The organism is Arthrobacter sp. sptzw42, from assembly GCF_059089685.1.
This window is the reverse complement of the sequence record NZ_JBNHEX010000002.1, coordinates 255,257-276,413: the sequence shown is the minus strand read 5'-3', so window position 1 is coordinate 276,413 and position 21,157 is coordinate 255,257. Positions and strand designations below refer to the sequence as shown.

Genomic DNA, 21,157 nt, shown 5'->3' with positions numbered 1-21,157 from the left:
AACCTAAAATGAAACGACTTGTCTGGATGGGAATCGGCGTGGCGATCGGAGTCATTGCGCTCCGCAAAGTCACGGAGGCACAGGCCAGCATGCAGTCCACACTGGGCCCGCAGGGCCTCAACCGGGCAGTAGGCCGGCTCGCCGACGGCGTCTACGACTTCGCCGATGCCATCCGCGACGGCATGCGTGAACGGGAAACGGACCTCCGCGCCGCCCTCGGGGTGGAGTCCGCAGAACTCGTCCGCCGCTGACCCGGCAAACGGCCAGGCCGCAGCCCGCACTCGGCCTGCCAGAACCAACCGGCAGTAGCCGTGCTCACGGAACTGCCAAGAGAACGAACTTCCACGCACACGTGTGGACCAAGAAGGGTAAGTAAACAGCTCATGAAGTCGCAGGAGATTACCAAACGCTGGGTGGACTTTTTTGTCAGTAAGGGCCACACCGCGGTTCCCTCCGCATCGCTGGTTTCCAGCGACCCCTCGCTGCTGTTCACGGTTGCCGGCATGGTTCCGTTCATTCCCTACCTCACCGCCCGCGAGGAACCGCCCTACTCCCGCGCCACCAGCGTGCAGAAGTGCATCCGCACGGGCGACATCGAGGAAGTGGGCAAAACCGCCCGTCACGGCACCTTCTTCCAGATGTGCGGAAACTTCTCCTTTGGCGACTACTTCAAGGAAGACGCCATCAAGTTCGCCTGGGAGCTGCTGACCAAGAGCGTGGACGACGGCGGCTACGGCCTCGCACCCGAACTGCTGTGGGTAACGGTCTACGAAGAAGACGACGAAGCCAAGGAACTGTGGCTGAAGAACACCGGTGTTCCGGCCGAACGCATTCAGAAGATGGGCAAGTCCGACAACTACTGGCACACGGGCCAGCCGGGCCCCGCAGGTCCCTGCTCGGAGATCTACTATGACCGCGGACCTGCCTACGGCATCGAGGGCGGCCCGCTGGCTGACGAGACCCGGTACATCGAAATCTGGAACCTCGTGTTCATGCAGTACCAGATCGAAAATGTCCGGTCCAAGGAGGACTTCGACGTTGTGGGCGAACTGCCCAAGCGCAACATCGATACGGGTCTGGGCATGGAACGCCTGGCCATGATCCTGCAGGGCGTCGAGAACATGTACGAGACCGACCAGGTCCGCCCCGTCATCGACAAGGCAGCCGAGCTCTCGGGCAAGGAGTACACCTCCGCTGAAACGCCTGACGACCCGCACCACACCGACGATGTGCGCATGCGCGTCGTGGGCGACCACATCCGCTCTGCACTGATGCTGATTTCCGACGGCGTGACCCCCTCCAACGAAGGCCGCGGCTACGTCCTGCGCCGTCTCATCCGCCGTGCTGTGCGGTCCATGCGCCTCCTCGGCGTCGAACAGGCCTGCCTGCCGGAACTGCTGCCGGCCTCACGGGATGCCATGAAGGGCGTCTACCCCGTGGTGGAGACCGACTTCGCCCGCATCAGCCGCATCGCCTACGCCGAAGAAAAGGCGTTCCTGCGCACCATCGCCTCCGGAACCGCCCGGCTCGAGGACGCCGTCAAGGAATCCAAGGCCGCCAGCAAGCCCCTGTCCGGCACCGACGCTTTCGCCCTGCACGATACCTACGGGTTCCCCATCGACCTGACGCTGGAAATGGCCGAGGAGGCCGGGCTCGAAGTGGACGAGGCAGCATTCCGCAGCCTCATGCAGGAGCAGCGCCAGCGCGCCCAGGCTGACGCCAAGGGCAAGAAGGGCGGCCACGCCGACCTCAGCGCCTTCCAGGAAATCCTCGCCCAGGGTGAGACCGTCTTCACCGGTTACACAGAGCTCGACGGCGAATCCCGCGTCCGCGGCATCCTCACCGGAGGACAGCCGGTTCAGCAGGCATCCACGGGCGACGAGATTGAACTCATACTCTCCGAGACCCCGTTCTATGCAGAAGCGGGCGGCCAGGCAGCCGACACCGGCCTGATCACCGGCGACGGGTTCGTCGTTGAGGTCCTCGATGTCCAGCGCCCGCTCAAGGGCCTGAGCGTCCACAAGGCCATCGTCCGCGAAGGCGAAATCGGGGCGGACTCGATGGTACGTGCCGCCGTCGACCGTGAACGCCGCCACGCGGCCGAGCAGGCGCACACCGGCACGCACATCGTGCACGCCGCACTCCACCAGATCCTGGGCCCGGAAGCCACCCAGCGCGGGTCCTACAACAAGGCAGGCTACCTGCGCTTCGACTTCGCCTGGGGCGAGGGGCTGAGCACCGCCACCCGCTCGGAAATCGAAGAGGTCTCCAACCTCGCCATCCGGAACAACTACGCCGTGGAAACAAAGGTGATGGGACTGGCTGAAGCCAAGGCCCTTGGCGCCATGGCCCTGTTCGGTGAAAACTACGGCAGTGAGGTCCGCGTTGTGGAGATCGACGGCGCGTGGTCCCGCGAGCTTTGCGGCGGAACCCACGTGGCCAACACCTCGCTGATCGGCAGTCTCTCACTCCTGGGCGAACAGTCGGTGGGCTCAGGAAACCGCCGTGTTGAGGCTTTCGTGGGCATGGAGGCGTTCCGCCACCTAGCCGCCGAGCGTGCCCTGGTTACAGAACTGACCGACCTGCTCAAGGTCCCGTCCGGTCAACTGGCCGACAGGATCGCGGCCACCCTTGCCAAGCTGAAGGCAACGGAGAAGGAGCTCGACAGGCTCCGCAAGGAGCAGCTGGCCGCTTCCGCTGCCCAGCTTGTCAACAGCGCCAGGGACGCCTCCGGAGTCAGCGTCATCGCGCACGACGCCGGGCAGGTCAGCGGTGCCGACGACCTCCGCGGCCTGGCGCTGGATCTGCGGAACCGCCTGGGTTCAGCGGCCGCCACGGTGGCAGTGGCCGGCGTCGCGAACGACCGCCCGATGATCCTGGTTGCCACCAATGAAGCCGCACGGGAAGCCGGCGTCAAGGCCGGTGCCCTGGTACGTCTCGCCGCAGGGATCCTCGGCGGCGGCGGCGGCGGCAAGGACGACGTTGCCCAGGGCGGCGGAACGGACGCTGCCAAGGTGGCCCCTGCCCTGGCAGCGGTCGTGGACGCCATTTCCGGGCGATAACCCACCCATGACCAATCCTTCCGCAGCCGGCGCCCCCCAGGGCATTAAACTGGGGGTCGACGTCGGTACCGTCCGGGTAGGCGTGGCCGTCTGCGACCGCGATTCGATCCTGGCCACGCCGTACAAGACGCTGGACCGCAACGCCAGGAAAAACTCGGACGTGCGGGTCATCGCCAACCTGGTTGAGGAACTTGGCGCGGTACAGGTCATCGTTGGCCTGCCCCGGACCATGAAGGGTGAAGAGCACGCGTCCGCGAAAATGGCCACGGAGTACGCGGAGCTCCTGGCTGCAGAGCTTGGGTCACGGGCTTTGTCCGTGCCGGTGAACCTGGTGGATGAGCGCCTGAGCAGCGTTACAGCCCACCGGAACCTGCATGAAGCTGGCATGAGCAGCCGGAACCACCGTAAAGTAGTTGATCAGGTCGCGGCGGCAGGTATCCTTCAGCACGCCCTCGACATGCAAAAAGCCAGGGGAGCGGACGTCGGCCGACGCGTGGCGCCGCCCTCCCCTTCCGGGGACCCGGGGGTCAGCGAAGTGGATGATTCTGTCTGCGCCACCCCGGACACGGACCAATCTTCAAATGATGGAAGGCAACAGTGAGTCCTGCCAATATTGACGACGCTTCCGGCCCCTTGGACGCCGGGGGAGCGAGGCCGCTGACCCGCAAGGAACTCCGGGCGCTGGAAAAGACCTCTGACACCGGACTCCAGGCCGCCGTGCCCGAACAAGCCTACGAGACGGGGCAGGACGTTCCGGCGCTGCCATCCGGACCGCCGGCCGCCGCCGCACCACGGCTTCCTGCGGGCGCCCCGGCCCCGGGGGATCAGCCGCTCCCGGCCGCCCCGGAGGCGCCGCCGTCCATCCAAAACGTCCAACTCGACGACGCCCCTCACGACGACGATTCCATTTCCTACCCGGAGCCTGTCCTCGCCGGGCACAGGGACTCAGCGGAGGGGCATTACGACGACGACGCCCACTATGCCGAGGGACACTACTACCAGGAGGGCGTGCACCACGACGATGCCCTCCATCACGAAGGACGCTATGACCAGGGGCACTACGATGATGCGCACCACGCAGGGCACCACGAGTTCCTGCCCGCTGCGGCAGCGCCCGTAGTGGCCAAACCGTCCAGAAAGGTCCGCCGCCGCCGGAGACTGCTGGCGCTGTTCCTCACACTTGCCGTTTTCGTCACGGCGGTCGCCGTCGGTGCGCAGTTCCTGAAGCCGCTGCTTGGCAGCGGCAAACCCAATGACTTCCCTGGCCCGGGTTCAGGCCAGGTCCTGGTGACGGTCGAGAACGGTGAAGGCACGCGTTCTGTCGCCAGCAAGCTGGAAGGTGAGCGCGTCGTCGCCAACTCCGACACCTTCCTCCAGGCGTTCAATGCATCGGGCGGTGTCCTGGCTCCAGGTGACTACACGTTCAAAACGGAAATGAAGAACACCGACGCCGTCAACGTCCTGCTCGGCAAGGACCAGGAGAAGGTAATTTACTTCGCCCTGAGTGCCGGCCTCCGTATCGGCGAGTCGCTGCAGGCGATCTCTGAAGGTTCCGGGATCTCCATCCAGGATCTCCAGGCCCTCAGCAACCAGCCGGCCCAGTTTGGCCTTCCCGCAACAGCCAAGAACCTGGAAGGGTACCTGGCCCCGGGCGAGCACCGTTATCCGCTTGGCACGCCGGCAAAGGACATCCTCCAATCGCTGGTCAAGGTCACCGTGGATGAACTGAAGTCCCAGGGCATCAACGATCCTGCCAAGCAGTACGAGGCAGTTATTGTCGCCAGCATCGTCCAGGCCGAGGGCGGCCAGGCCGAGTACGGCGACGTGGCCGGGGCCATCTACAACAGGCTCAAGCCCAACGATCAAACCAACGGCTTCCTGCAGGTGGACTCAGCCGTCACCTACGGCCTGGGAACCAAGAGCTACAACTTCACGGACGAGCAGCGCCAGGACAAGTCCAACCCGTACAACACTTATGCGAATCCGGGCCTTCCCCCCGGGCCGATCGGTTCTCCGGGTAAAACGGCCATTGACGCTGCCGCCAAGCCCAAGTCCAACGATTTTCTGTACTGGGTGACCATCAACCTGGACACGAAGGAAACGAAGTTCTCCCGGACGCTCGCTGAACACAACACCTACGTTGAGCAGTACAACGCCTGGTGCACGGCGAACGTTGGCCGCTGCACATGAGCTTGCGGGCAGCCGTCCTGGGCCACCCCATCAGCCACTCAAAGTCTCCGGCGCTGCATCACGCGGCGTACAGCAAGCTCGGCATCGGCATCAGCTACACGGCAATCGACGTTACTGAACAACTGCTGCCCTCGCTGATGCGGCAGTTCCGGGACCAGCCAGGCTGGCGCGGCCTCTCGGTCACCATGCCCTTGAAGGCGGCCATGGTCGGCGAGGTGGACGAAGTCCGCGGCGTTGCCCGGACCCTGGGAGTAGTGAACACCGTGGCCTTTGAGGAACACGGGACCGGTTCCCGGGCCGTGGGGTTGAATACGGACGTCACCGGCATCGTCAACGCCATCCGGCACGCGGGCGGCAAGACACCGGAGTCCCCCGTTATCCTCGGCGGGGGAGGGACTGCGGCCGCCGCTGTTGCAGCCCTCAGGGAACTTGGAGCCGGCTCCGCGAGGCTCTTTGTACGTGATCCGTTACGCACAGCAGAAGTCCGCGCCGCAGCAGAAAGCCTCGGCCTCGCACTGGAGGTCCGTCCCCTGGCGGAGGCGGTAGAAACAACAGCCGCCGCCGACGTCGTTATCTCAACCCTGCCGCCGCGCGCTGCGGACGGGCTGGCGGCAGAGATCGCGACACTGAAGATGCCGACGCCGGGCATATTGCTGGACGTCGCCTACGACCCCTGGCCCAGCCGCGTTGCAGCTGTGTGGGCGGCCGGCGGCGGTGCGGTGGTGCCCGGCCTTGAAATGTTGCTGTACCAGGCGGTGGAACAGGTGCGCCTGTTCAGCCGGCTCGACGAGGAAGTTAACTCCTCTGTCATAGATGTGATGTGCGACTCAGTCGGCCTTCCCCGACGGGCGCTGTGACCGCCATACGTGGCAGGATGGAAAATATGTTGCGTTGGTTGACTGCCGGTGAATCCCATGGTCCGGCTCTGATGGGAATTATTGAAGGCGTCCCCGCCGGTGTGGAAATCACCAGTGGGCACATCGCTGATTCACTGGCCCGCCGCCGCCTTGGCTACGGACGCGGCGCGCGCATGAAGTTCGAGCAGGACGTTGTGACCATCCTTGGCGGAGTCCGGCACGGGCGTACCCAGGGCGGCCCCGTGGCCATCCAGGTAGGCAACACCGAATGGCCCAAGTGGGAACAGATCATGTCCGCCGATCCCGTCGACGCCGGACTCCTTGCCGACCAGGCCCGCAACGCGCCGCTGACCCGCCCCCGCCCCGGGCATGCCGACTTCACCGGAATGCAGAAGTACGGCTTTGATGAAGCCCGCCCCGTCCTCGAGCGCGCCAGCGCCCGGGAGACTGCCACGCGCGTAGCAATGGGTACCGTCGCTGCGCAGTTCCTGAAGCACCTGGGCATTGAACTCGTCAGCCACACCGTCTCCATCGCGACCGTCACGGTGCCCGAAGGACGGCCCCTGCCGGTTCCCGCCGACGTGCTGGCCCTGGACTCCGATCCGCTGCGCTGCTTTGACCGGGAAACTTCCGATGCGATGGTGGCCGAGGTTGATGCCGCGCATAAGGAAGGCGAAACCCTGGGTGGCGTGGTTGAAGTCCTCGCCTACGGGCTTCCGCCGGGACTTGGAAGCTACGTGCACTGGGACCGCCGGCTCGACTCCCGGCTCGCTGCAGCCCTCATGGGCATTCAGGCCATCAAGGGCGTGGAGGTTGGTGACGGCTTCCTCACTGCCGCGCGCCGCGGTTCTGCTGCCCACGACGAAATCGTGCGCGATGCAGACGGACGCATTGTCCGCACCAGCAACCGTGCCGGCGGCATCGAGGGCGGCATGAGCATTGGCGACGTGCTGCGCGTACGGGCCGCCATGAAGCCCATCGCCACCGTGCCGCGGGCCCTCAAGACCATTGACATCAGCACCGGTGAGGCCGCCAAGGCGCACCACCAGCGGTCCGACGTTTGTGCCGTCCCGGCCGCCGGCGTGGTTGCGGAAGCCATGGTGGCGCTGGTCCTGGCCGAGGCGGTCACAGAAAAGTTCGGCGGCGATTCGGTGACGGAGACCGCTCGGAACATCAAGGGCTACCTGGACAGCATCCCGGCGTCCCTGGACTCGATCGGCCAGTAAGTGCCCTCCAGCAACAAAACCTCGCCCACGGGCCCGGTGGTGCTCATCGGGCCCATGGCCGTCGGTAAATCCGCTATCGGGCGGCAACTGGCCGATCAGCTCGGTGCTCCGTTCGTGGACACCGACGCCGTCATCGTGGCGGCCCACGGATCCATCTCCGACATCTTCGCCGGACGCGGGGAGCACACGTTCCGCGAGATCGAGGCCAGGACAGTGGCCCACGCCGTCGAAGCAGCGGAAGGCACGGCCACAGTCATCTCCCTGGGTGGAGGTGCTGTCCTTGACTCCGGAACCCAACAGCTGCTCAACAGGTGCACGGTGGTGTACCTGGAATGCGATGCCAGCACAGTTGCCGGACGCATAGCCCGCAATTCGGGCAGGCCGCTGCTGGCGGGGGATGCGGTTGGCCATTGGACGGCCGTGTTTGCCACCCGCAGGCCCGTCTACGAACGGCTGGCTGACATAACCCTGGACGTGCGCCACGGCTCGGTTTCCGAGCTGGGACGCCGGCTGGAAGCAGCACTGCGCGACTACGCAGCTGCCAAACAGGAAGTTGAAAAGTGAGCGTCGAATCAACAGTCATCAAAGTGACCGGCGAATCCGCCGGCAACAACTACGACATCGTGGTGGGACGCGGATTGCTGGGTGACCTTCCCGGCCTGCTCGGTGAGCGTGTCCGCCGGGTCCTCGTCATTCACCCGCGTGCCCTGCGCCTCACCGGGGACACCGTCCGCGACGAACTGGCGGCAGCAGGTTTCACCTCACTTACGGCGGAAATCCCGGACGCCGAAGAAGGCAAGCACATCCAAGTGGCGGCCTTCTGCTGGCAGGTCCTGGGGCAGAACGATTTCACCCGGTCCGACGCGATCGTGGCCGTGGGGGGAGGGGCCGTCACGGACCTCGCCGGCTTCGTCGCCGCCACCTGGCTGCGCGGCATCAAAGTCATCCACATGCCCACCAGCCTGCTTGGCATGGTGGACGCCTCGGTGGGTGGAAAGACTGGCATCAACACCGCCGAAGGCAAGAACCTCGTGGGCGCCTTCCACCCGCCGGCAGCTGTGCTGGCGGACCTGGACACGCTGAATACCCTGCCGAAAAACGAGATCATCTCTGGAATGGCAGAGGTCATCAAGTGCGGCTTCATCGCGGACCCTGCGATCCTGGACCTCATCGAAAAGGAACCCGAAGCGGTGGTGGACCCGCAGTCAGCCGTCCTCCGGGAACTCATTGAGCGTGCTATCACGGTCAAAGCCAAAGTCGTCTCGGAAGACCTCAAGGAATCGGGGCTGCGGGAAATCCTGAACTATGGGCACACGCTGGGGCACGCCATAGAGCTGGTGGAACGCTACTCCTGGCGTCACGGCGCCGCTGTGTCCGTGGGCATGATGTTCGCCGCCGAACTGGCCCGCAGCGTCGGGCGGCTCAGCGACGCCGACGCCGACCGGCACCGCACCATCCTCGACGGACTGGGACTGCCCGTCACTTACCGCCGGGACCGGTGGCAGGGCCTGCTGGACGGAATGCGCCGGGACAAGAAGTCCCGCGGCGACCTGCTGCGTTTTGTTGTCCTGGACGGCGTTGCCAAACCGGGGATCCTCGATGTGCCGGACACGTCACTGCTGTTCGCCGCGTACCAGGAGATTGCTTCCTGATGCACGGCCACATGGAAGGTACGGCAGACTGGCCGGAGGCTGGCTTCCCGGGAATCCGCATCAACCCGGAAACGTTGCTGCCCCAGATCGTGAACCAGGACGCGTGCCGTGAGGCGCTGGCGGTGTCTGCCGATCCGGCCGACCATATCTATGTCCTGCTGGTGGAAGGGCATTCCGCAGAGGCAGCGGAACTGCTGGCCGAAGCGCGGTTCAAGGATCCCGAGTCCTTCAAGCTGCGGGCTTTCGAAGCCGAGGTGCTCCGGGTTTCAAACCGGCTCGACCGCGCCGTGGAGCTGTTCCGTCAGCTGCTTGCCGAGGTGCAGGGGACGCCGCGGGAGGCGCTGGTACTGCAGTTCCTCGGCAAGACCCAGTACACCGCGGGGCAGACCTCGGCGGCAGTCGAGTCGTTCGCCCGCGCCCTGGACCTGCGTGTTGCGGAATCAGCAGACGCGGCCCTGATCTACTCGTCCACGGTGGCGCTGCAGCGGGCCCGGGACGTCCTGGACCTGGCCTGCTGACCGCTCGCCCGGGCTTATCCCGGAAAGGGCCGCCGTTTAACCCGGTAGAATGGTTCTTGGATTTTTCGACGCCCCGATTTTTGACAAAAACGCGCCGGCACGCCGAGAGGCAGGCCCGCCCGGCATACAACGTCTGACAACGCGACCAGACATAGAAACCAGAGGAAACCAGTGGCAACCACTAACGACATCAAGAACGGAACGGTCCTGAAGCTCGAGGGCCAGCTCTGGAACATCATCGAATTCCAGCACGTCAAGCCGGGCAAGGGCGGCGCCTTTGTGCGTACGAAGATGCGCAACGTGATGTCCGGAAAGGTCGTGGACAAGACGTTCAACGCCGGGCTCAAGATCGAAACCGCCACCGTTGACCGCCGTGACTACCAGTACCTGTACCAGGACGGCGCCGACTTCGTGTTCATGGACACCTCGGACTACGACCAGATCACGGTTTCCGGGGCAACGGTGGGGGACGCCACCAACTTCATGCTCGAGAACCAGATGGTCAACATCGCCATTCACGAGGGCAACCCGCTGTACATCGAGCTGCCGCCGAGCGTCGTCCTCGAGATCACCTACACCGAGCCGGGCCTGCAGGGCGACCGCTCCTCTGCCGGCACCAAGCCCGCCACCCTGGAGACCGGCTACGAGATTCAGGTTCCGCTGTTCATCGAGAACAACACCAAGGTCAAGGTGGACACCCGTGACGGCAGCTACCTCGGCCGGGTCACCGACTAGTGAGCGCACGCGGTAAAGCCCGCAACAGGGCCCTGGATGTTCTTTTCGAAGCCGAGCAGCGCTCGGTTTCGGCCTTTGACGTGCTCCGGGCACGCCGTGAGAAGACCGACCAGATCGTCAACCCCTACACCCTGGAGATTGTGGAGGGCGTGGTGTCCCAGCAGGCCGCCATCGACGAGTTCCTCGAAACGTACTCACAGGGCTGGACCCTCGAGCGGATGCCGTCAGTGGACCGCATCATCCTGCGCATTGGCACGTGGGAGCTCCTCTACAACGACGACGTCCCCGACGGTGTGGCTGTGAGCGAGGCTGTGGCGCTGGCCAAGACGCTGTCCACCGATGAGTCACCGCAGTTCATCAACGGCCTCCTGGGCCGCCTGCAGCAGCTGAAGCCTTCCCTGCTCGCTTAGCTTGCAGAATCACTGGAAGGGCTGGCCCCCGTGGGGGCCGGCCCTTCCAGCGTTTAATCAGCCGGCGACGGCGGCCCGCAGGGCCAGGACCCGCTGCAGCTGCCGGCGCTCCTCAGCCTGGTGCAGCTGCACGTCGCGGCCGCTGAGGATGCGCTGGCGGGTGTTGGCCAGCTGGGTCGCCGCCTTCAGGAACTCCTTCATCTGCCGCTTCCTGCCGTAGCTGCCCGCCCAGGTAAGGGCAGTTCTTCGCCCGCCCAGCGTGGCCAGGAGCTCCACCTCCGCGGGGGTGAACCAGCCGGCGGCGGAGTATTCGAGCAGGCGCTGGCGGGTCAGCCGTTTCTCCGCGACGCGCAGGAGGATGATACCGGCTATGGCAAGGAAGAAAATGGGAACCTGGATCAGGATGTAATCCACCAGGAAGCCCTGGCCCATGCTGTTCCAGCGGTTGTGCAGGATCATGGCCGGCACCAGTCCCACGAAGAAGGCAGCCACCGAAGCGCCCGCGTGCCAGCGCCGGGCGGCGTAGCCCATGATGAGTCCGGTGGTGCCCGTGAAGATCGCATGGGCAAAGGGGGACATCACGCCGCGAAGGAAAAATACCTGGGCGAAATCGCTGGCCGGGTCTGCTGATTCCGCAATGGCCCTGCCGAAATACAGGATGTTCTCCGTGAACGCGAAGCCTCCCGCGATGGTGAACGCAAAGACCACCCCGTCCACCGGCCCGTCGAAGTGCTTCCTGGCCAGCAGGAGCAGAAGCAGCAGCCCCAGGGACTTGGCAAACTCCTCCACAATCGGCGCCTGCACCGTGGCCATGTAGGTCTGCAGGTCCGAGCCGTCGGATAACTGGAACCCCAGCACAAAAAACGGCTGGATCAGCAGTGTGACGGCAATGGATACCGCCGCGCCCCAGGTAAAAGCGAAGTACAGCAGTCGCTTCGGCTCGGGTTCCCACTTATCAATGACATACACAGCCAGAAGGACGACGGACAGGGGAATGAGCGAGGCCAGGAATCCCACCAGGAACCCGGCCGGGCCCGTGTTCGAGAGCAGGAACGGCACCACCAGGAACAGGCTGAGGAAGGCCAGGGCGCTGCCGCCGACGGTGAGTCCCACCAGCCCGCCGCTGCGTGTCCGGCCGGCCCGAACCACCGTTCCCTGGACCTGCGGCGGCACTACCGTATCCAGGGCGCGGCCCTGATGCCCCGGAGCAGGCCGGTAATTCTCCGGCTGCACATGACCCATCCAGCTCGGGTTGGCGTCGCGGGGGAGCGGGCCGCCCGCTCCACGGTACGGATCTTCGGGCGGCCCGGACGCAGGGTAGCGGGGATGCATCGACATAACCGAAAGCCTAGGTGGCCCGCGCCACGTGTCCAAGGATTCCCGGCACAAGTCCGCTGCAGTGTGACCATCAACGCGTCCGGCCGGCACGGGCCCGGCCATGCGCCTGTGGTAATTTTGGAATGCACAAGATCCTTTTTTAATTCCGTCCTGTGAGGCGGGGAAAGGGGAGACGAGCGTTGACTTCTGTCACCAGCGCACCGGTTCCAGCCAGGGTAGTCCTCAGCCAGGCGGACATAGACCGGGCCCTCACTCGTATCGCCCATGAAATTCTCGAGGCCAACAAAGGTTCCCAGGACCTCGTCCTTCTTGGCATTCCCCGCCGCGGTTACCCGCTGGCCGCCAGGCTTGCCGAAAAAATTGCCGCCGCTGACCCAAGCGTGGACGCCGCGGCCATCGTCGGGCAACTTGACGTCACCATGTTCCGCGACGACCTCTCCCACCAGGGCACGCGCCCGCCGTATCCTACGAAGCTGCCGCGAACGGGCATCGACAACAAGGTGGTCGTCCTCATTGATGACGTCCTGTACTCGGGCCGCACCATCCGCGCCGCGCTCGACGCCCTGGTTGACCTGGGCCGGCCCCGCATCGTCCGGCTGGCAGTGCTGATAGACCGCGGCCACCGCGAGCTGCCCATCCGCGCAGACCACGTGGGCAAAAATCTCCCCACCTCATCCGCGGAAAAAGTCAGGGTCCGGCTCGAGGAAACCGACACCGCCCCGGGCGGCTCTCCGGTCAACGAAGTAGTGATCGAGGGCCGCTCGTGAAGCACCTGCTCTCCACCGAAAACCTCAGTCTCGCCAATGCCGTCCGCATCCTCGACACCGCGGAGGAAATGGCTGCCGTAGGGGACCGTGAAGTCAAGAAGCTCCCTGCCCTTCGCGGGCGTACCGTAGTCAACCTCTTTTTCGAAGACTCCACCCGCACCCGAATCTCCTTCGAAGCCGCCGCCAAGCGCCTCTCGGCAGATGTCATCAACTTCGCCGCCAAAGGCTCCTCGGTCTCCAAGGGGGAGTCCCTCAAGGACACAGCCCAGACACTGTCCGCGATGGGTGCGGACGCCGTCGTGATCCGGCACTGGGCCTCCGGCGCACCGCACCGGCTGGCCGCGACAGACTGGATCGACGCCGCCGTCATCAATGCCGGCGACGGCACCCACGAACACCCCACGCAGGCGCTGCTCGATGCCTTCACCATGCGGCGCCACTGGGCGCGCCTGTCCGGAACCGGCTCCGAGGGCGCAGACCTGAAGGGCATGCGCGTGGCGATTGCCGGTGATGTCCTGCACTCCCGCGTGGCCCGCTCCAACGTCTGGCTCCTGCGCACGCTCGGCGCCGACGTCACCCTGGTGGCGCCGCCCACCCTGCTGCCCATCGGCGTCGAAAAATGGCCCTGCAAGGTCAGCTACAACATGGACGAAACCATCGGGCAGGGCGTCGATGCAGTGATGATGCTCCGCGTCCAGGGCGAACGCATGAACGCTTCCTTCTTCCCCAGCACCCGGGAATACTCCCGCCGGTGGGGCTTCGACGACAACCGGCTGCGGGCGCTGGACGCACTGGGGATGAAGGACACCATCATCATGCACCCCGGCCCCATGAACCGGGGCCTGGAAATTTCGGCTGCAGCCGCCGATTCACCGCGCTCCACGGTCCTGGCCCAGGTCCGCAACGGTGTCTCCGTGCGCATGGCAGCCCTTTACCTGCTGCTGTCGGGGGATACCCGCGAACCAGCCGCTACCCCCGCCCTGGCCTATACCGGCACCCATTCCACCAAGGAGAGCAACTGATGGCAGGCAACACCGGAACCTATCTGATTCGCGGAGCCTCGATCCTTGGCGGGGCGCCCGCAGACCTGCTGATCCGCGACGGCGTTATTGCTGAAACCGGAACGGGTATGTCAGTTGACGGCGCAGAAGTCATCGAGGCGGCCGGCCTGGTGGCTCTGCCGGGCATGGTTGACGTCCACACCCACCTCCGCGAGCCGGGCCGCGAGGACGCCGAAACCGTCGAAACCGGAACCCGGGCTGCTGCGCTGGGCGGCTACACCGCCGTCCATGCCATGGCCAACAGCACTCCCGTTGCGGACACGGCCGGCGTGGTGGAGCAGGTCTACAGCCTGGGCCGGAAGGCCGGCTGGGTGGATGTGCGCCCCGTGGGCGCCGTTACCGTGGGGCTGGCCGGCGGGCAGCTCGCCGAGCTCGGCGCCATGGCTGACTCCCGCGCCCGTGTCCGCATGTTCTCCGATGACGGCATCTGCGTCCATGATCCTGTCCTCATGCGCCGGGCGCTGGAATACGTCAAGGCGTTCGACGGCGTGGTTGCCCAGCACGCGCAGGAGCCGCGGCTCACCGCCGGTGCCCAAATGAACGAGGGCGAAGTGTCAGCGGTGCTGGGACTGGCCGGGTGGCCCGCAGTGGCCGAGGAAAGCATCATCGCCCGGGACGTGCTGCTGGCACAGCACGTCGGCTCGCGGCTGCACGTGTGCCACGTCTCCACTGCCGGTTCGGTGGAAATCATCCGCTGGGCCAAGGAACGCGGCATCAACGTCACGGCCGAGGTCACCCCGCACCACCTGCTGCTGACCGATGACCTGGTCCGCAGCTACGACCCCGTCTACAAGGTCAACCCGCCGCTGCGTACCGACGCCGACGTCCAGGCCCTGCGGGCAGGCCTCGCGGACGGCACCATCGACGTCGTCGGCACCGACCACGCCCCGCACCCCAGCGAGCACAAGGAATGCGAGTGGGCGCAGGCAGCCATGGGCATGACCGGGCTGGAAACGGCCCTGTCCGTAGTGCAGCACACCATGATCGAGACCGGCCTGATCACATGGGCCGATTTCGCCCGGGTGACCTCTGCCGCAGCCGCAAAGATCGGCCGCCTTGAAGACCAGGGCCGGCCGCTCGAAGCAGGGGAACCTGCCAACATCATTCTGGTGGACCCGGCGGCGCGCTGGACGGTTGAGCCTTCGAAGATGGCCACCATGGGCCGTAACTCCCCGTTCAAGGGCATGGAACTTCCCGGCAAGGTGGTCGCCACCTTCTTCAAGGGACACCCCACCGTCCTCGACGGCGCCCTCAACACCCCCTACCCGCACGCCGCTTCCGTGGGCGCCGCCTGATGGACACCCAGCTGCTCTCGCTGGCCATCACGCTGGCCCTGATCGCCATCGCCTTCGTCCTTATCGGGCTGGGCTGGCGGAACCGCCTGAAGCGCCAGGCCGACGTCGAACAGTTGCCGTCGGTGCCCGAGGCACCGGGGGAGGCGCTCACCAGCGCCGAGGGGCAGTACGTCGCGTCTACCACCGGCGGCGACTGGCTGGACCGCATCGCAGTGCATGGGCTGGGCATCCGGACGAATGCCACCCTGGCGGTCTACCCGCATGGCGTCCTCTTTGACCGGGCAGGAGCGCCGGCGCTGTACATTCCCGCCGAGTCCCTCACCGGCGTACGGCTCGACAGCGGCATGGCCGGCAAGTTCGTGGAGAAGGACGGGCTCCTGGTCCTGTCATGGACCCACGGCAGCCACGAGCTGGACACCGGCTTCCGGACCCGCCTCGCCGGAGACAGGGACGTGGCTTTCGCAGCACTTCAGGAATTGATTTCTTCGGCCCCCGCGGCTGATGCCACTAGTGGAAAGTAAGACAGTGACAACAAACGCAACAGTATCCGCCCCAGTTTCCGTTCCTGAATCAGCTCCAGCGGCGCTGGTGCTCGAAGACGGCCGCATCTTCCGCGGGCGCAGCTACGGTGCCACCGGAACCGCCCTGGGTGAGGCAGTCTTCGCCACGGGCATGACCGGCTACCAGGAAACCATCACCGACCCGTCCTACGCCCGCCAGCTCGTGGTCCAGACGGCCCCCCACATCGGAAACACCGGTGTGAACAATGACGACGCCGAGTCACGCCGCATCTGGGTGGCCGGGTACATTGTGCGTGACGCGGCCCGCCGCCCTTCCAACTGGCGTTCGGAGCGTTCGCTGGACGAGGAGCTGGTGGAACAGGGCATCGTGGGCATCCAGGGCGTGGACACCCGCGCCATCACCCGCCACCTGCGCGAACACAAGACCATGCGCGCCGGCATCTTCTCCGGCGAAGCCGCGCAGGCCACGGATAAAGAGCTGGTGGCCGCCGTGCTTGCCAGCGCCCCGATGGAGGGCGCACGGCTGGCTGAGGAAGTCAGCGTTGACCAGGCGTACGTGGTGGACCCGAAGGACCACGGCTGGGAAGGCGATGCCCGCTTCAGCATTGCCGCCGTCGATCTCGGCATCAAGGCCATGACCCCGGTGCGGTTCGCCGAACGCGGCGTCCGCGTCCACGTGCTCCCCGCCACCGCCACCCTGGAAGACGTCAAGGCCGTCAACCCGGACGGCTTCTTTATGTCCAACGGCCCCGGCGATCCCGCCACGGCAGATGCCCAGGTCAACCTCCTCCGCTCCGTCCTGGACGAAAAGCTGCCCTACTTCGGCATCTGCTTCGGCAACCAGATCCTGGGCCGGGCGCTGGGGTTTGGCACGTACAAGCTCCGCTACGGCCACCGCGGCATCAACCAGCCCGTGATGGACCGCCGCACCGGCAAGGTGGAAATCACCTCCCAAAACCACGGCTTCGCTGTTGATGCTCCGCTGGACGGCGCCACCCAGGCCCCGGAGGAACGGTACGGCCGCGTCGAGGTCAGCCACGTCAGCCTGAACGACGACGTCGTGGAAGGCCTCGCGTGCCTGGACATCCCCGCTTTCTCCGTCCAGTACCACCCCGAAGCAGCAGCCGGCCCGCACGACGCCGCCTACCTGTTCGACCGCTTCATTGAGCTGATGGAGGGCACCCGGGACGGCAGGACCGCCAACTTGTCCAAGGACCCGGTGGACTCTGCCCATCCCGCGCAGGCGGACAACACAGGCGCTGAACACAAAAACGACAACAAGACTGAGGACAAGAAGTAATGCCGAAACGTACAGATCTCAAAAGCGTCCTCGTCATTGGTTCGGGCCCGATCGTCATCGGCCAGGCCGCCGAGTTCGACTACTCCGGCACGCAGGCGCTGCGCGTCCTCAAGGAGGAGGGCCTGCGGGTCATCCTGGTCAACTCCAACCCGGCCACCATCATGACGGACCCCGAGTTCGCCGACGCCACCTACATCGAGCCCATCACCCCTGAGGTGGTGGAGAAGATCATCGCCAAGGAGCGCCCGGACGCCGTGCTGCCCACTTTGGGCGGACAGACGGCACTGAACACCGCCATCGCCCTGGACAAGAACGGCGTGCTCGAGAAGTACAACGTGGAGCTCATCGGCGCCAACATCGCGGCCATCGAACTCGGCGAGGACCGCGAGAAGTTCAAGGGCGTGGTGGAGCGCTGCGGCGCCGAGTCCGCGCGCAGCCACATCATCCACAGCATGGACGAGGCCCTGAAGGCCGCCGACGACCTGGGCTACCCCATGGTGGTCCGGCCCTCCTTCACCATGGGCGGGCTGGGCTCGGGCCTGGCCTACACCGAGGACGACCTTCGCCGCATCGTGGGCCAGGGCCTGCAGTACAGCCCCACGTCCGAGGTGCTGCTCGAAGAGAGCATCCTCGGCTGGAAGGAATACGAGCTCGAGATGATGCGCGACAAAAACGACAACGTCGTTGTGGTCTGCTCCATCGAGAACTTCGACCCCGTAGGCGTCCACACCGGTGACTCCATCACCGTGGCGCCCGCCCTGACCCTCACTGACCGCGAATACCAGCGGCTGCGCGACATTTCCATCGCCGTCATCCGTGAAGTGGGCGTGGACACCGGCGGCTGCAACATCCAGTTCGCCATTGATCCCGCCACCGGCCGCGTAGTGGTCATCGAAATGAACCCCCGCGTGTCCCGCTCCTCGGCACTGGCTTCCAAGGCCACCGGCTTCGCCATCGCCAAGATCGCCACCAAGCTTTCCCTGGGCTACACGCTCGATGAAATCCCCAACGACATCACCCAGAAGACGCCCGCGTCCTTCGAACCGACGCTCGACTACGTTGTGGTGAAGGTCCCGCGCTTCGCGTTCGAGAAGTTCCCGGCAGCGGACAACACCCTGACCACCACCATGAAGTCGGTGGGCGAGGCCATGGCCATGGGCCGCAACTTCACCGAGGCCCTCCAGAAGGCGCTCCGGTCACTGGAGCAGAAGGGCTCCCAGCTGGACTTCAGCTCTGTCCCGGAATGGGAAGTTGCTGAGCTCATTGAAAAGGCGAAGCGCCCGACCACGGACCGGCTGCACCAGGTCCAGCGCGCCCTGCTGGGCGGCGCCACCGTTGAGGACCTCTTCGAGGCCACCAAGATCGATCCCTGGTTCCTGGACCAGCTTCAGCTGCTCAACGAGATCTCCCGGGAGATCCGCCAGGCCGGTGCACTCACCGCAGACATGCTGCAGCGCGCCAAGCGCCACGGCTTCTCCGACGAGCAGATCGGTGCCCTGACGCACAACTCTGAAGCGGTGGTCCGCGGCGTCCGCCAGGCGCTGGGCATCCGTCCCGTCTACAAAACCGTTGACACCTGCGCCGCTGAATTCGCCGCGTACACGCCCTACCATTACTCGGCCTATGACCAGGAGGACGAGGTGGCGCTGCACTCCAAGCCGTCCATCCTGATCCTCGGCTCGGGCCCCAACCGCATCGGCCAGGGCATCGAGTTCGACTACTCCTGCGTCCACGCCTCCATGGCCCTGCGCAAGGCCGGCTACGAGACGGTGATGGTCAACTGCAACCCGGAAACCGTTTCCACTGACTACGACATCTCCACCCGCCTGTACTTCGAACCGCTGACGCTCGAAGACGTGCTTGAGGTCATCGCGGCCGAGGAACGCACCGGCGGCGTCATGGGCGTCTTCGTCCAGCTCGGCGGGCAGACCCCCCTCAAGCTGGCGCAGCAGCTGGCGGACGCGGGCGTACCCATCCTCGGCACCTCCCCGGAGGCCATTGACCTTGCGGAGCACCGCGGAGCGTTCTCCCGGGTCCTGGACAAGGCCGGCCTGATCTCCCCGAAGAACGGCACGGCCGTGTCCTTCGAGGACGCCAAGAAGATCGCGGACGAAATCGGCTACCCCGTCCTGGTCCGCCCGTCCTACGTCCTGGGCGGCCGCGGCATGGAGATCGTCTACGACGAGCCCAACCTGTCCCGCTACATCGCCAACGCCACCGAGATCACCCCGGACCATCCGGTGCTGATCGACCGCTTCCTCGAGGACGCCGTCGAAATCGACGTCGATGCCCTCTTTGACGGCACGGACATGTACCTGGGCGGCATCATGGAGCACATCGAGGAAGCCGGTATCCACTCCGGCGACTCCGCCTGCGTCCTGCCGCCCATCACGCTGGGCGCCAATGTCCTGGAGCGTGTGCGCACGGCTACCCGTGCCATCGCCGAAGGCGTGGGTGTCCGCGGCCTCATCAACATCCAGTTCGCCCTGGCCTCGGACGTGCTGTACGTCCTCGAAGCCAACCCGCGGGCGTCCCGGACCGTGCCGTTCGTGTCCAAGGCCACCGGCGTGCAGATGGCGAAGGCGGCTGCCCTGATCGGCACCGGCGTCACCATCGGCCAGCTGCGCAGCGCCTACAAGATGCTGCCCGAGGCCGGCGACGGCTCCACGCTGCCCCTGGATGCCCCGGTGTCCGTCAAGGAGGCAGTCCTGCCGTTCAGCCGCTTCCGCACCCTGGAAGGCAAAGTGGTCGACTCCCTGCTCGGACCCGAAATGCGCTCCACCGGCGAAGTCATGGGCATCGACAAGCACTTCGATACGGCGTTCGCCAAGAGCCAGGCAGCGGCCAACAACGCGCTGCCCACCGAAGGCAAGATCTTCGTATCCGTGGCCAACCGCGACAAGCGTTCGGTGATCATGGGCGTCAAGCGACTCTCGGACCTCGGCTTCGAGATCGTCTCCACCGGCGGGACCGCGGACGTGCTCCGCCGCAACGGCATCCAGGCCACCCCGGTCCGCAAGGTGGCAGAGGGCAGCAGCGCCGAAGGCGAAGGCACTATCGCCGACCTCGTGATCGCCGGTGAGATCGACATGGTCTTCAACACCCCCTCCGGCGGTGAAGCCCGCAGCGACGGCTACGAACTCCGCGCCGCCGCGACGTCCATCGGCATCCCCTGCATCACCACGGTGGCCGAATTCAACGCCGCCGTACAGGCCATTGAGGCGATGCGCACCTACGAATGGTCCGTCACCAGCCTGCAGGAGCACGCCGCGGCCCTGGCTGAGTCGCAGAAGGCGGCCCTGCAGAATGCCTGAGCAGGCCGCAGCATCCGCTGAAGCGCCAAGCCGGGAGTCCTTCGGTTCCCGGCTTGGCGCCGCCATGGCCGCCCGCGGTCCGCTGTGCGTGGGTATTGATCCCCACCCGGCCCTGCTGTCCGACTGGGGGCTTAACGACGACGTCGAGGGCCTTCGCGCCTTTTCCCTGACAGTCCTCGGCGCTGTCGGTTCCCTCGCTGCCGCGGTGAAGCCGCAGGTGGCCCTGTACGAGCGCCACGGGTCAGCCGGTCTGGGTGTCCTCGAGGAACTCCTCGCTGTTTCCCGGGACGAAGCGGTGCTTACCATCGCTGACGCAAAACGCGGGGACATCGGATCCACCATGGCGGCCTATGCCGATGCGTGGCTCCGGGACGGTTCGCCGCTGGCCGCTGACTCGGTGACGTTGAGCCCCTACCTTGGCTTCGAGTCGCTGCGTCCGGCCCTCGATCTGGCGGCCGCGACGGGACGTGGTGTTTTCGTCCTCGCCCTGACGTCCAACCCGGAGGGCGCGTCGGTCCAGCACGTCGGGGGAGCTGACTCGGTGGCACGCAGGATCGCCCTGGCAGCCGGGGGCGAAAACCGCCGTTACCCGGGTGGGCTTGGTTCGGTAGGGCTCGTGGTTGGGGCAACCGTCGGCTCGGCCCTCGCTGACCTCGACGTGGACCTTGCAGCCATGCGCGGGCCCATCCTGGCACCGGGCCTGGGAGCGCAGGGCGCTACGCCGGCCCATCTTCGGGCCACTTTTGGCAGTTCGTACCCCCAGGTGCTGGGAACGTCCAGCAGGGACATTCTTTCTGCGGGCCCGGAGCCGCGGGCGCTGCGGGAGGCGGCCCAGCGGACGCTTGACGGGTTGCTGGGCGAATAGCTCTGCTTTCCTGCTGATGCATTGATTCGGGCTGCACCAAAGGGTA

19 protein-coding genes are annotated in these 21,157 nt (G+C 65.8%); 18 read left to right on the top strand and 1 reads right to left on the bottom strand.

What is annotated here, in order from left to right; all coding sequences use genetic code 11:
- Positions 1–8: 8 nt before the first annotated feature.
- From AC5RT4_RS03340 to nusB, 11 genes are all read left to right on the top strand, one after another.
- On the top strand, positions 9–251 hold the full coding sequence (locus AC5RT4_RS03340) for a hypothetical protein (protein ID WP_494039794.1): 243 nt from the start codon (positions 9–11) through the stop codon (positions 249–251).
- 132 nt (positions 252–383) lie between these two features.
- Positions 384–3,062 carry an alanine--tRNA ligase gene (alaS, locus tag AC5RT4_RS03335; protein ID WP_494104854.1) on the top strand — a complete coding sequence of 893 codons (2,679 nt, stop codon included), beginning with the start codon at positions 384–386 and terminating at the stop codon, positions 3,060–3,062.
- Between the two features lie 7 nt (positions 3,063–3,069).
- Positions 3,070–3,663, top strand: coding sequence for a Holliday junction resolvase RuvX (ruvX, locus tag AC5RT4_RS03330; protein WP_494104853.1), 594 nt, complete (start codon positions 3,070–3,072; stop codon positions 3,661–3,663).
- Positions 3,660–5,252 (top strand): endolytic transglycosylase MltG, encoded by a 1,593-nt coding sequence (gene mltG, locus AC5RT4_RS03325; protein ID WP_494104852.1) that lies wholly within the window; start codon positions 3,660–3,662, stop codon positions 5,250–5,252. The genes ruvX and mltG overlap by 4 nt, the downstream gene beginning before the upstream one ends.
- On the top strand, positions 5,249–6,109 hold the full coding sequence (locus AC5RT4_RS03320) for a shikimate dehydrogenase (protein ID WP_494104851.1): 861 nt from the start codon (positions 5,249–5,251) through the stop codon (positions 6,107–6,109). The genes mltG and AC5RT4_RS03320 overlap by 4 nt, the downstream gene beginning before the upstream one ends.
- A 26-nt stretch (positions 6,110–6,135) precedes the next feature.
- Positions 6,136–7,335, top strand: a complete 1,200-nt coding sequence (gene aroC, locus AC5RT4_RS03315) for a chorismate synthase (protein WP_494104850.1) — start codon at positions 6,136–6,138, stop codon at positions 7,333–7,335.
- Positions 7,336–7,389: 54 nt separating this feature from the next.
- Positions 7,390–7,899: a shikimate kinase gene (locus tag AC5RT4_RS03310; protein ID WP_494104902.1), complete on the top strand. Its 510-nt coding sequence runs from the start codon at positions 7,390–7,392 to the stop codon at positions 7,897–7,899.
- Positions 7,896–8,987, top strand: a complete 1,092-nt coding sequence (gene aroB / locus AC5RT4_RS03305; RefSeq protein WP_494104849.1) for a 3-dehydroquinate synthase — start codon at positions 7,896–7,898, stop codon at positions 8,985–8,987. Before AC5RT4_RS03310 ends, aroB begins: the two co-directional genes overlap by 4 nt.
- Complete coding sequence (locus AC5RT4_RS03300) at positions 8,987–9,505, top strand: tetratricopeptide repeat protein (RefSeq protein ID WP_494104848.1); 519 nt, start codon at positions 8,987–8,989, stop codon at positions 9,503–9,505. Before aroB ends, AC5RT4_RS03300 begins: the two co-directional genes overlap by 1 nt.
- 171 nt (positions 9,506–9,676) lie before the next feature.
- Positions 9,677–10,240 carry an elongation factor P gene (gene efp / locus AC5RT4_RS03295; RefSeq protein WP_494039786.1) on the top strand — a complete coding sequence of 188 codons (564 nt, stop codon included), beginning with the start codon at positions 9,677–9,679 and terminating at the stop codon, positions 10,238–10,240.
- Positions 10,240–10,650: a transcription antitermination factor NusB gene (gene nusB / locus AC5RT4_RS03290; protein WP_494039785.1), complete on the top strand. Its 411-nt coding sequence runs from the start codon at positions 10,240–10,242 to the stop codon at positions 10,648–10,650. The genes efp and nusB overlap by 1 nt, the downstream gene beginning before the upstream one ends.
- Positions 10,651–10,707: 57 nt before the next feature.
- On the opposite strand, the gene AC5RT4_RS03285 is transcribed toward nusB, so the two are convergent.
- The gene (locus AC5RT4_RS03285) at positions 10,708–11,988 is read right to left on the bottom strand and encodes a PrsW family intramembrane metalloprotease (RefSeq protein ID WP_494104847.1); all 1,281 of its coding nucleotides are present in this window, start codon (positions 11,986–11,988) and stop codon (positions 10,708–10,710) included.
- 179 nt (positions 11,989–12,167) lie between these two features.
- Here AC5RT4_RS03285 and pyrR point away from each other — a divergent pair, with 179 nt between their 5' ends.
- The 7 genes from pyrR to pyrF are packed head-to-tail and all read left to right on the top strand — an operon-like array spanning position 12,168 to position 21,111.
- Positions 12,168–12,755: a bifunctional pyr operon transcriptional regulator/uracil phosphoribosyltransferase PyrR gene (pyrR, locus tag AC5RT4_RS03280; RefSeq protein WP_494104846.1), complete on the top strand. Its 588-nt coding sequence runs from the start codon at positions 12,168–12,170 to the stop codon at positions 12,753–12,755.
- On the top strand, positions 12,752–13,777 hold the full coding sequence (locus tag AC5RT4_RS03275; protein ID WP_494039782.1) for an aspartate carbamoyltransferase catalytic subunit: 1,026 nt from the start codon (positions 12,752–12,754) through the stop codon (positions 13,775–13,777). The genes pyrR and AC5RT4_RS03275 overlap by 4 nt, the downstream gene beginning before the upstream one ends.
- On the top strand, positions 13,777–15,111 hold the full coding sequence (locus AC5RT4_RS03270) for a dihydroorotase (RefSeq protein ID WP_494104845.1): 1,335 nt from the start codon (positions 13,777–13,779) through the stop codon (positions 15,109–15,111). The genes AC5RT4_RS03275 and AC5RT4_RS03270 overlap by 1 nt, the downstream gene beginning before the upstream one ends.
- A complete protein-coding gene (locus AC5RT4_RS03265) occupies positions 15,111–15,632 on the top strand; it encodes a PH-like domain-containing protein (protein ID WP_494104844.1) in 522 nt (173 codons plus the stop codon). The genes AC5RT4_RS03270 and AC5RT4_RS03265 overlap by 1 nt, the downstream gene beginning before the upstream one ends.
- Positions 15,613–16,932 (top strand): glutamine-hydrolyzing carbamoyl-phosphate synthase small subunit, encoded by a 1,320-nt coding sequence (gene carA, locus AC5RT4_RS03260; protein WP_494104843.1) that lies wholly within the window; start codon positions 15,613–15,615, stop codon positions 16,930–16,932. Before AC5RT4_RS03265 ends, carA begins: the two co-directional genes overlap by 20 nt.
- Positions 16,932–20,246: a carbamoyl-phosphate synthase large subunit gene (carB, locus tag AC5RT4_RS03255; RefSeq protein WP_494104842.1), complete on the top strand. Its 3,315-nt coding sequence runs from the start codon at positions 16,932–16,934 to the stop codon at positions 20,244–20,246. The genes carA and carB overlap by 1 nt, the downstream gene beginning before the upstream one ends.
- A complete protein-coding gene (gene pyrF / locus AC5RT4_RS03250) occupies positions 20,239–21,111 on the top strand; it encodes an orotidine-5'-phosphate decarboxylase (RefSeq protein ID WP_494104841.1) in 873 nt (290 codons plus the stop codon). Before carB ends, pyrF begins: the two co-directional genes overlap by 8 nt.
- The last annotated feature ends 46 nt before the right edge of the window (positions 21,112–21,157 follow it).

Coding starts and splice junctions, on each gene's coding strand:
- AC5RT4_RS03340 (WP_494039794.1), top strand. CDS start 9: ATGAAACGACTTGTCTGGATGGGAATCGGCGTGGCGATCGGAGTCATT.
- alaS (WP_494104854.1), top strand. CDS start 384: ATGAAGTCGCAGGAGATTACCAAACGCTGGGTGGACTTTTTTGTCAGT.
- ruvX (WP_494104853.1), top strand. CDS start 3,070: ATGACCAATCCTTCCGCAGCCGGCGCCCCCCAGGGCATTAAACTGGGG.
- AC5RT4_RS03320 (WP_494104851.1), top strand. CDS start 5,249: ATGAGCTTGCGGGCAGCCGTCCTGGGCCACCCCATCAGCCACTCAAAG.
- aroC (WP_494104850.1), top strand. CDS start 6,136: ATGTTGCGTTGGTTGACTGCCGGTGAATCCCATGGTCCGGCTCTGATG.
- AC5RT4_RS03310 (WP_494104902.1), top strand. CDS start 7,390: ATGGCCGTCGGTAAATCCGCTATCGGGCGGCAACTGGCCGATCAGCTC.
- AC5RT4_RS03300 (WP_494104848.1), top strand. CDS start 8,987: ATGCACGGCCACATGGAAGGTACGGCAGACTGGCCGGAGGCTGGCTTC.
- AC5RT4_RS03285 (WP_494104847.1), bottom strand. CDS start 11,988: ATGTCGATGCATCCCCGCTACCCTGCGTCCGGGCCGCCCGAAGATCCG.
- AC5RT4_RS03270 (WP_494104845.1), top strand. CDS start 13,777: ATGGCAGGCAACACCGGAACCTATCTGATTCGCGGAGCCTCGATCCTT.
- AC5RT4_RS03265 (WP_494104844.1), top strand. CDS start 15,111: ATGGACACCCAGCTGCTCTCGCTGGCCATCACGCTGGCCCTGATCGCC.
- carA (WP_494104843.1), top strand. CDS start 15,613: ATGCCACTAGTGGAAAGTAAGACAGTGACAACAAACGCAACAGTATCC.
- carB (WP_494104842.1), top strand. CDS start 16,932: ATGCCGAAACGTACAGATCTCAAAAGCGTCCTCGTCATTGGTTCGGGC.
- pyrF (WP_494104841.1), top strand. CDS start 20,239: ATGCCTGAGCAGGCCGCAGCATCCGCTGAAGCGCCAAGCCGGGAGTCC.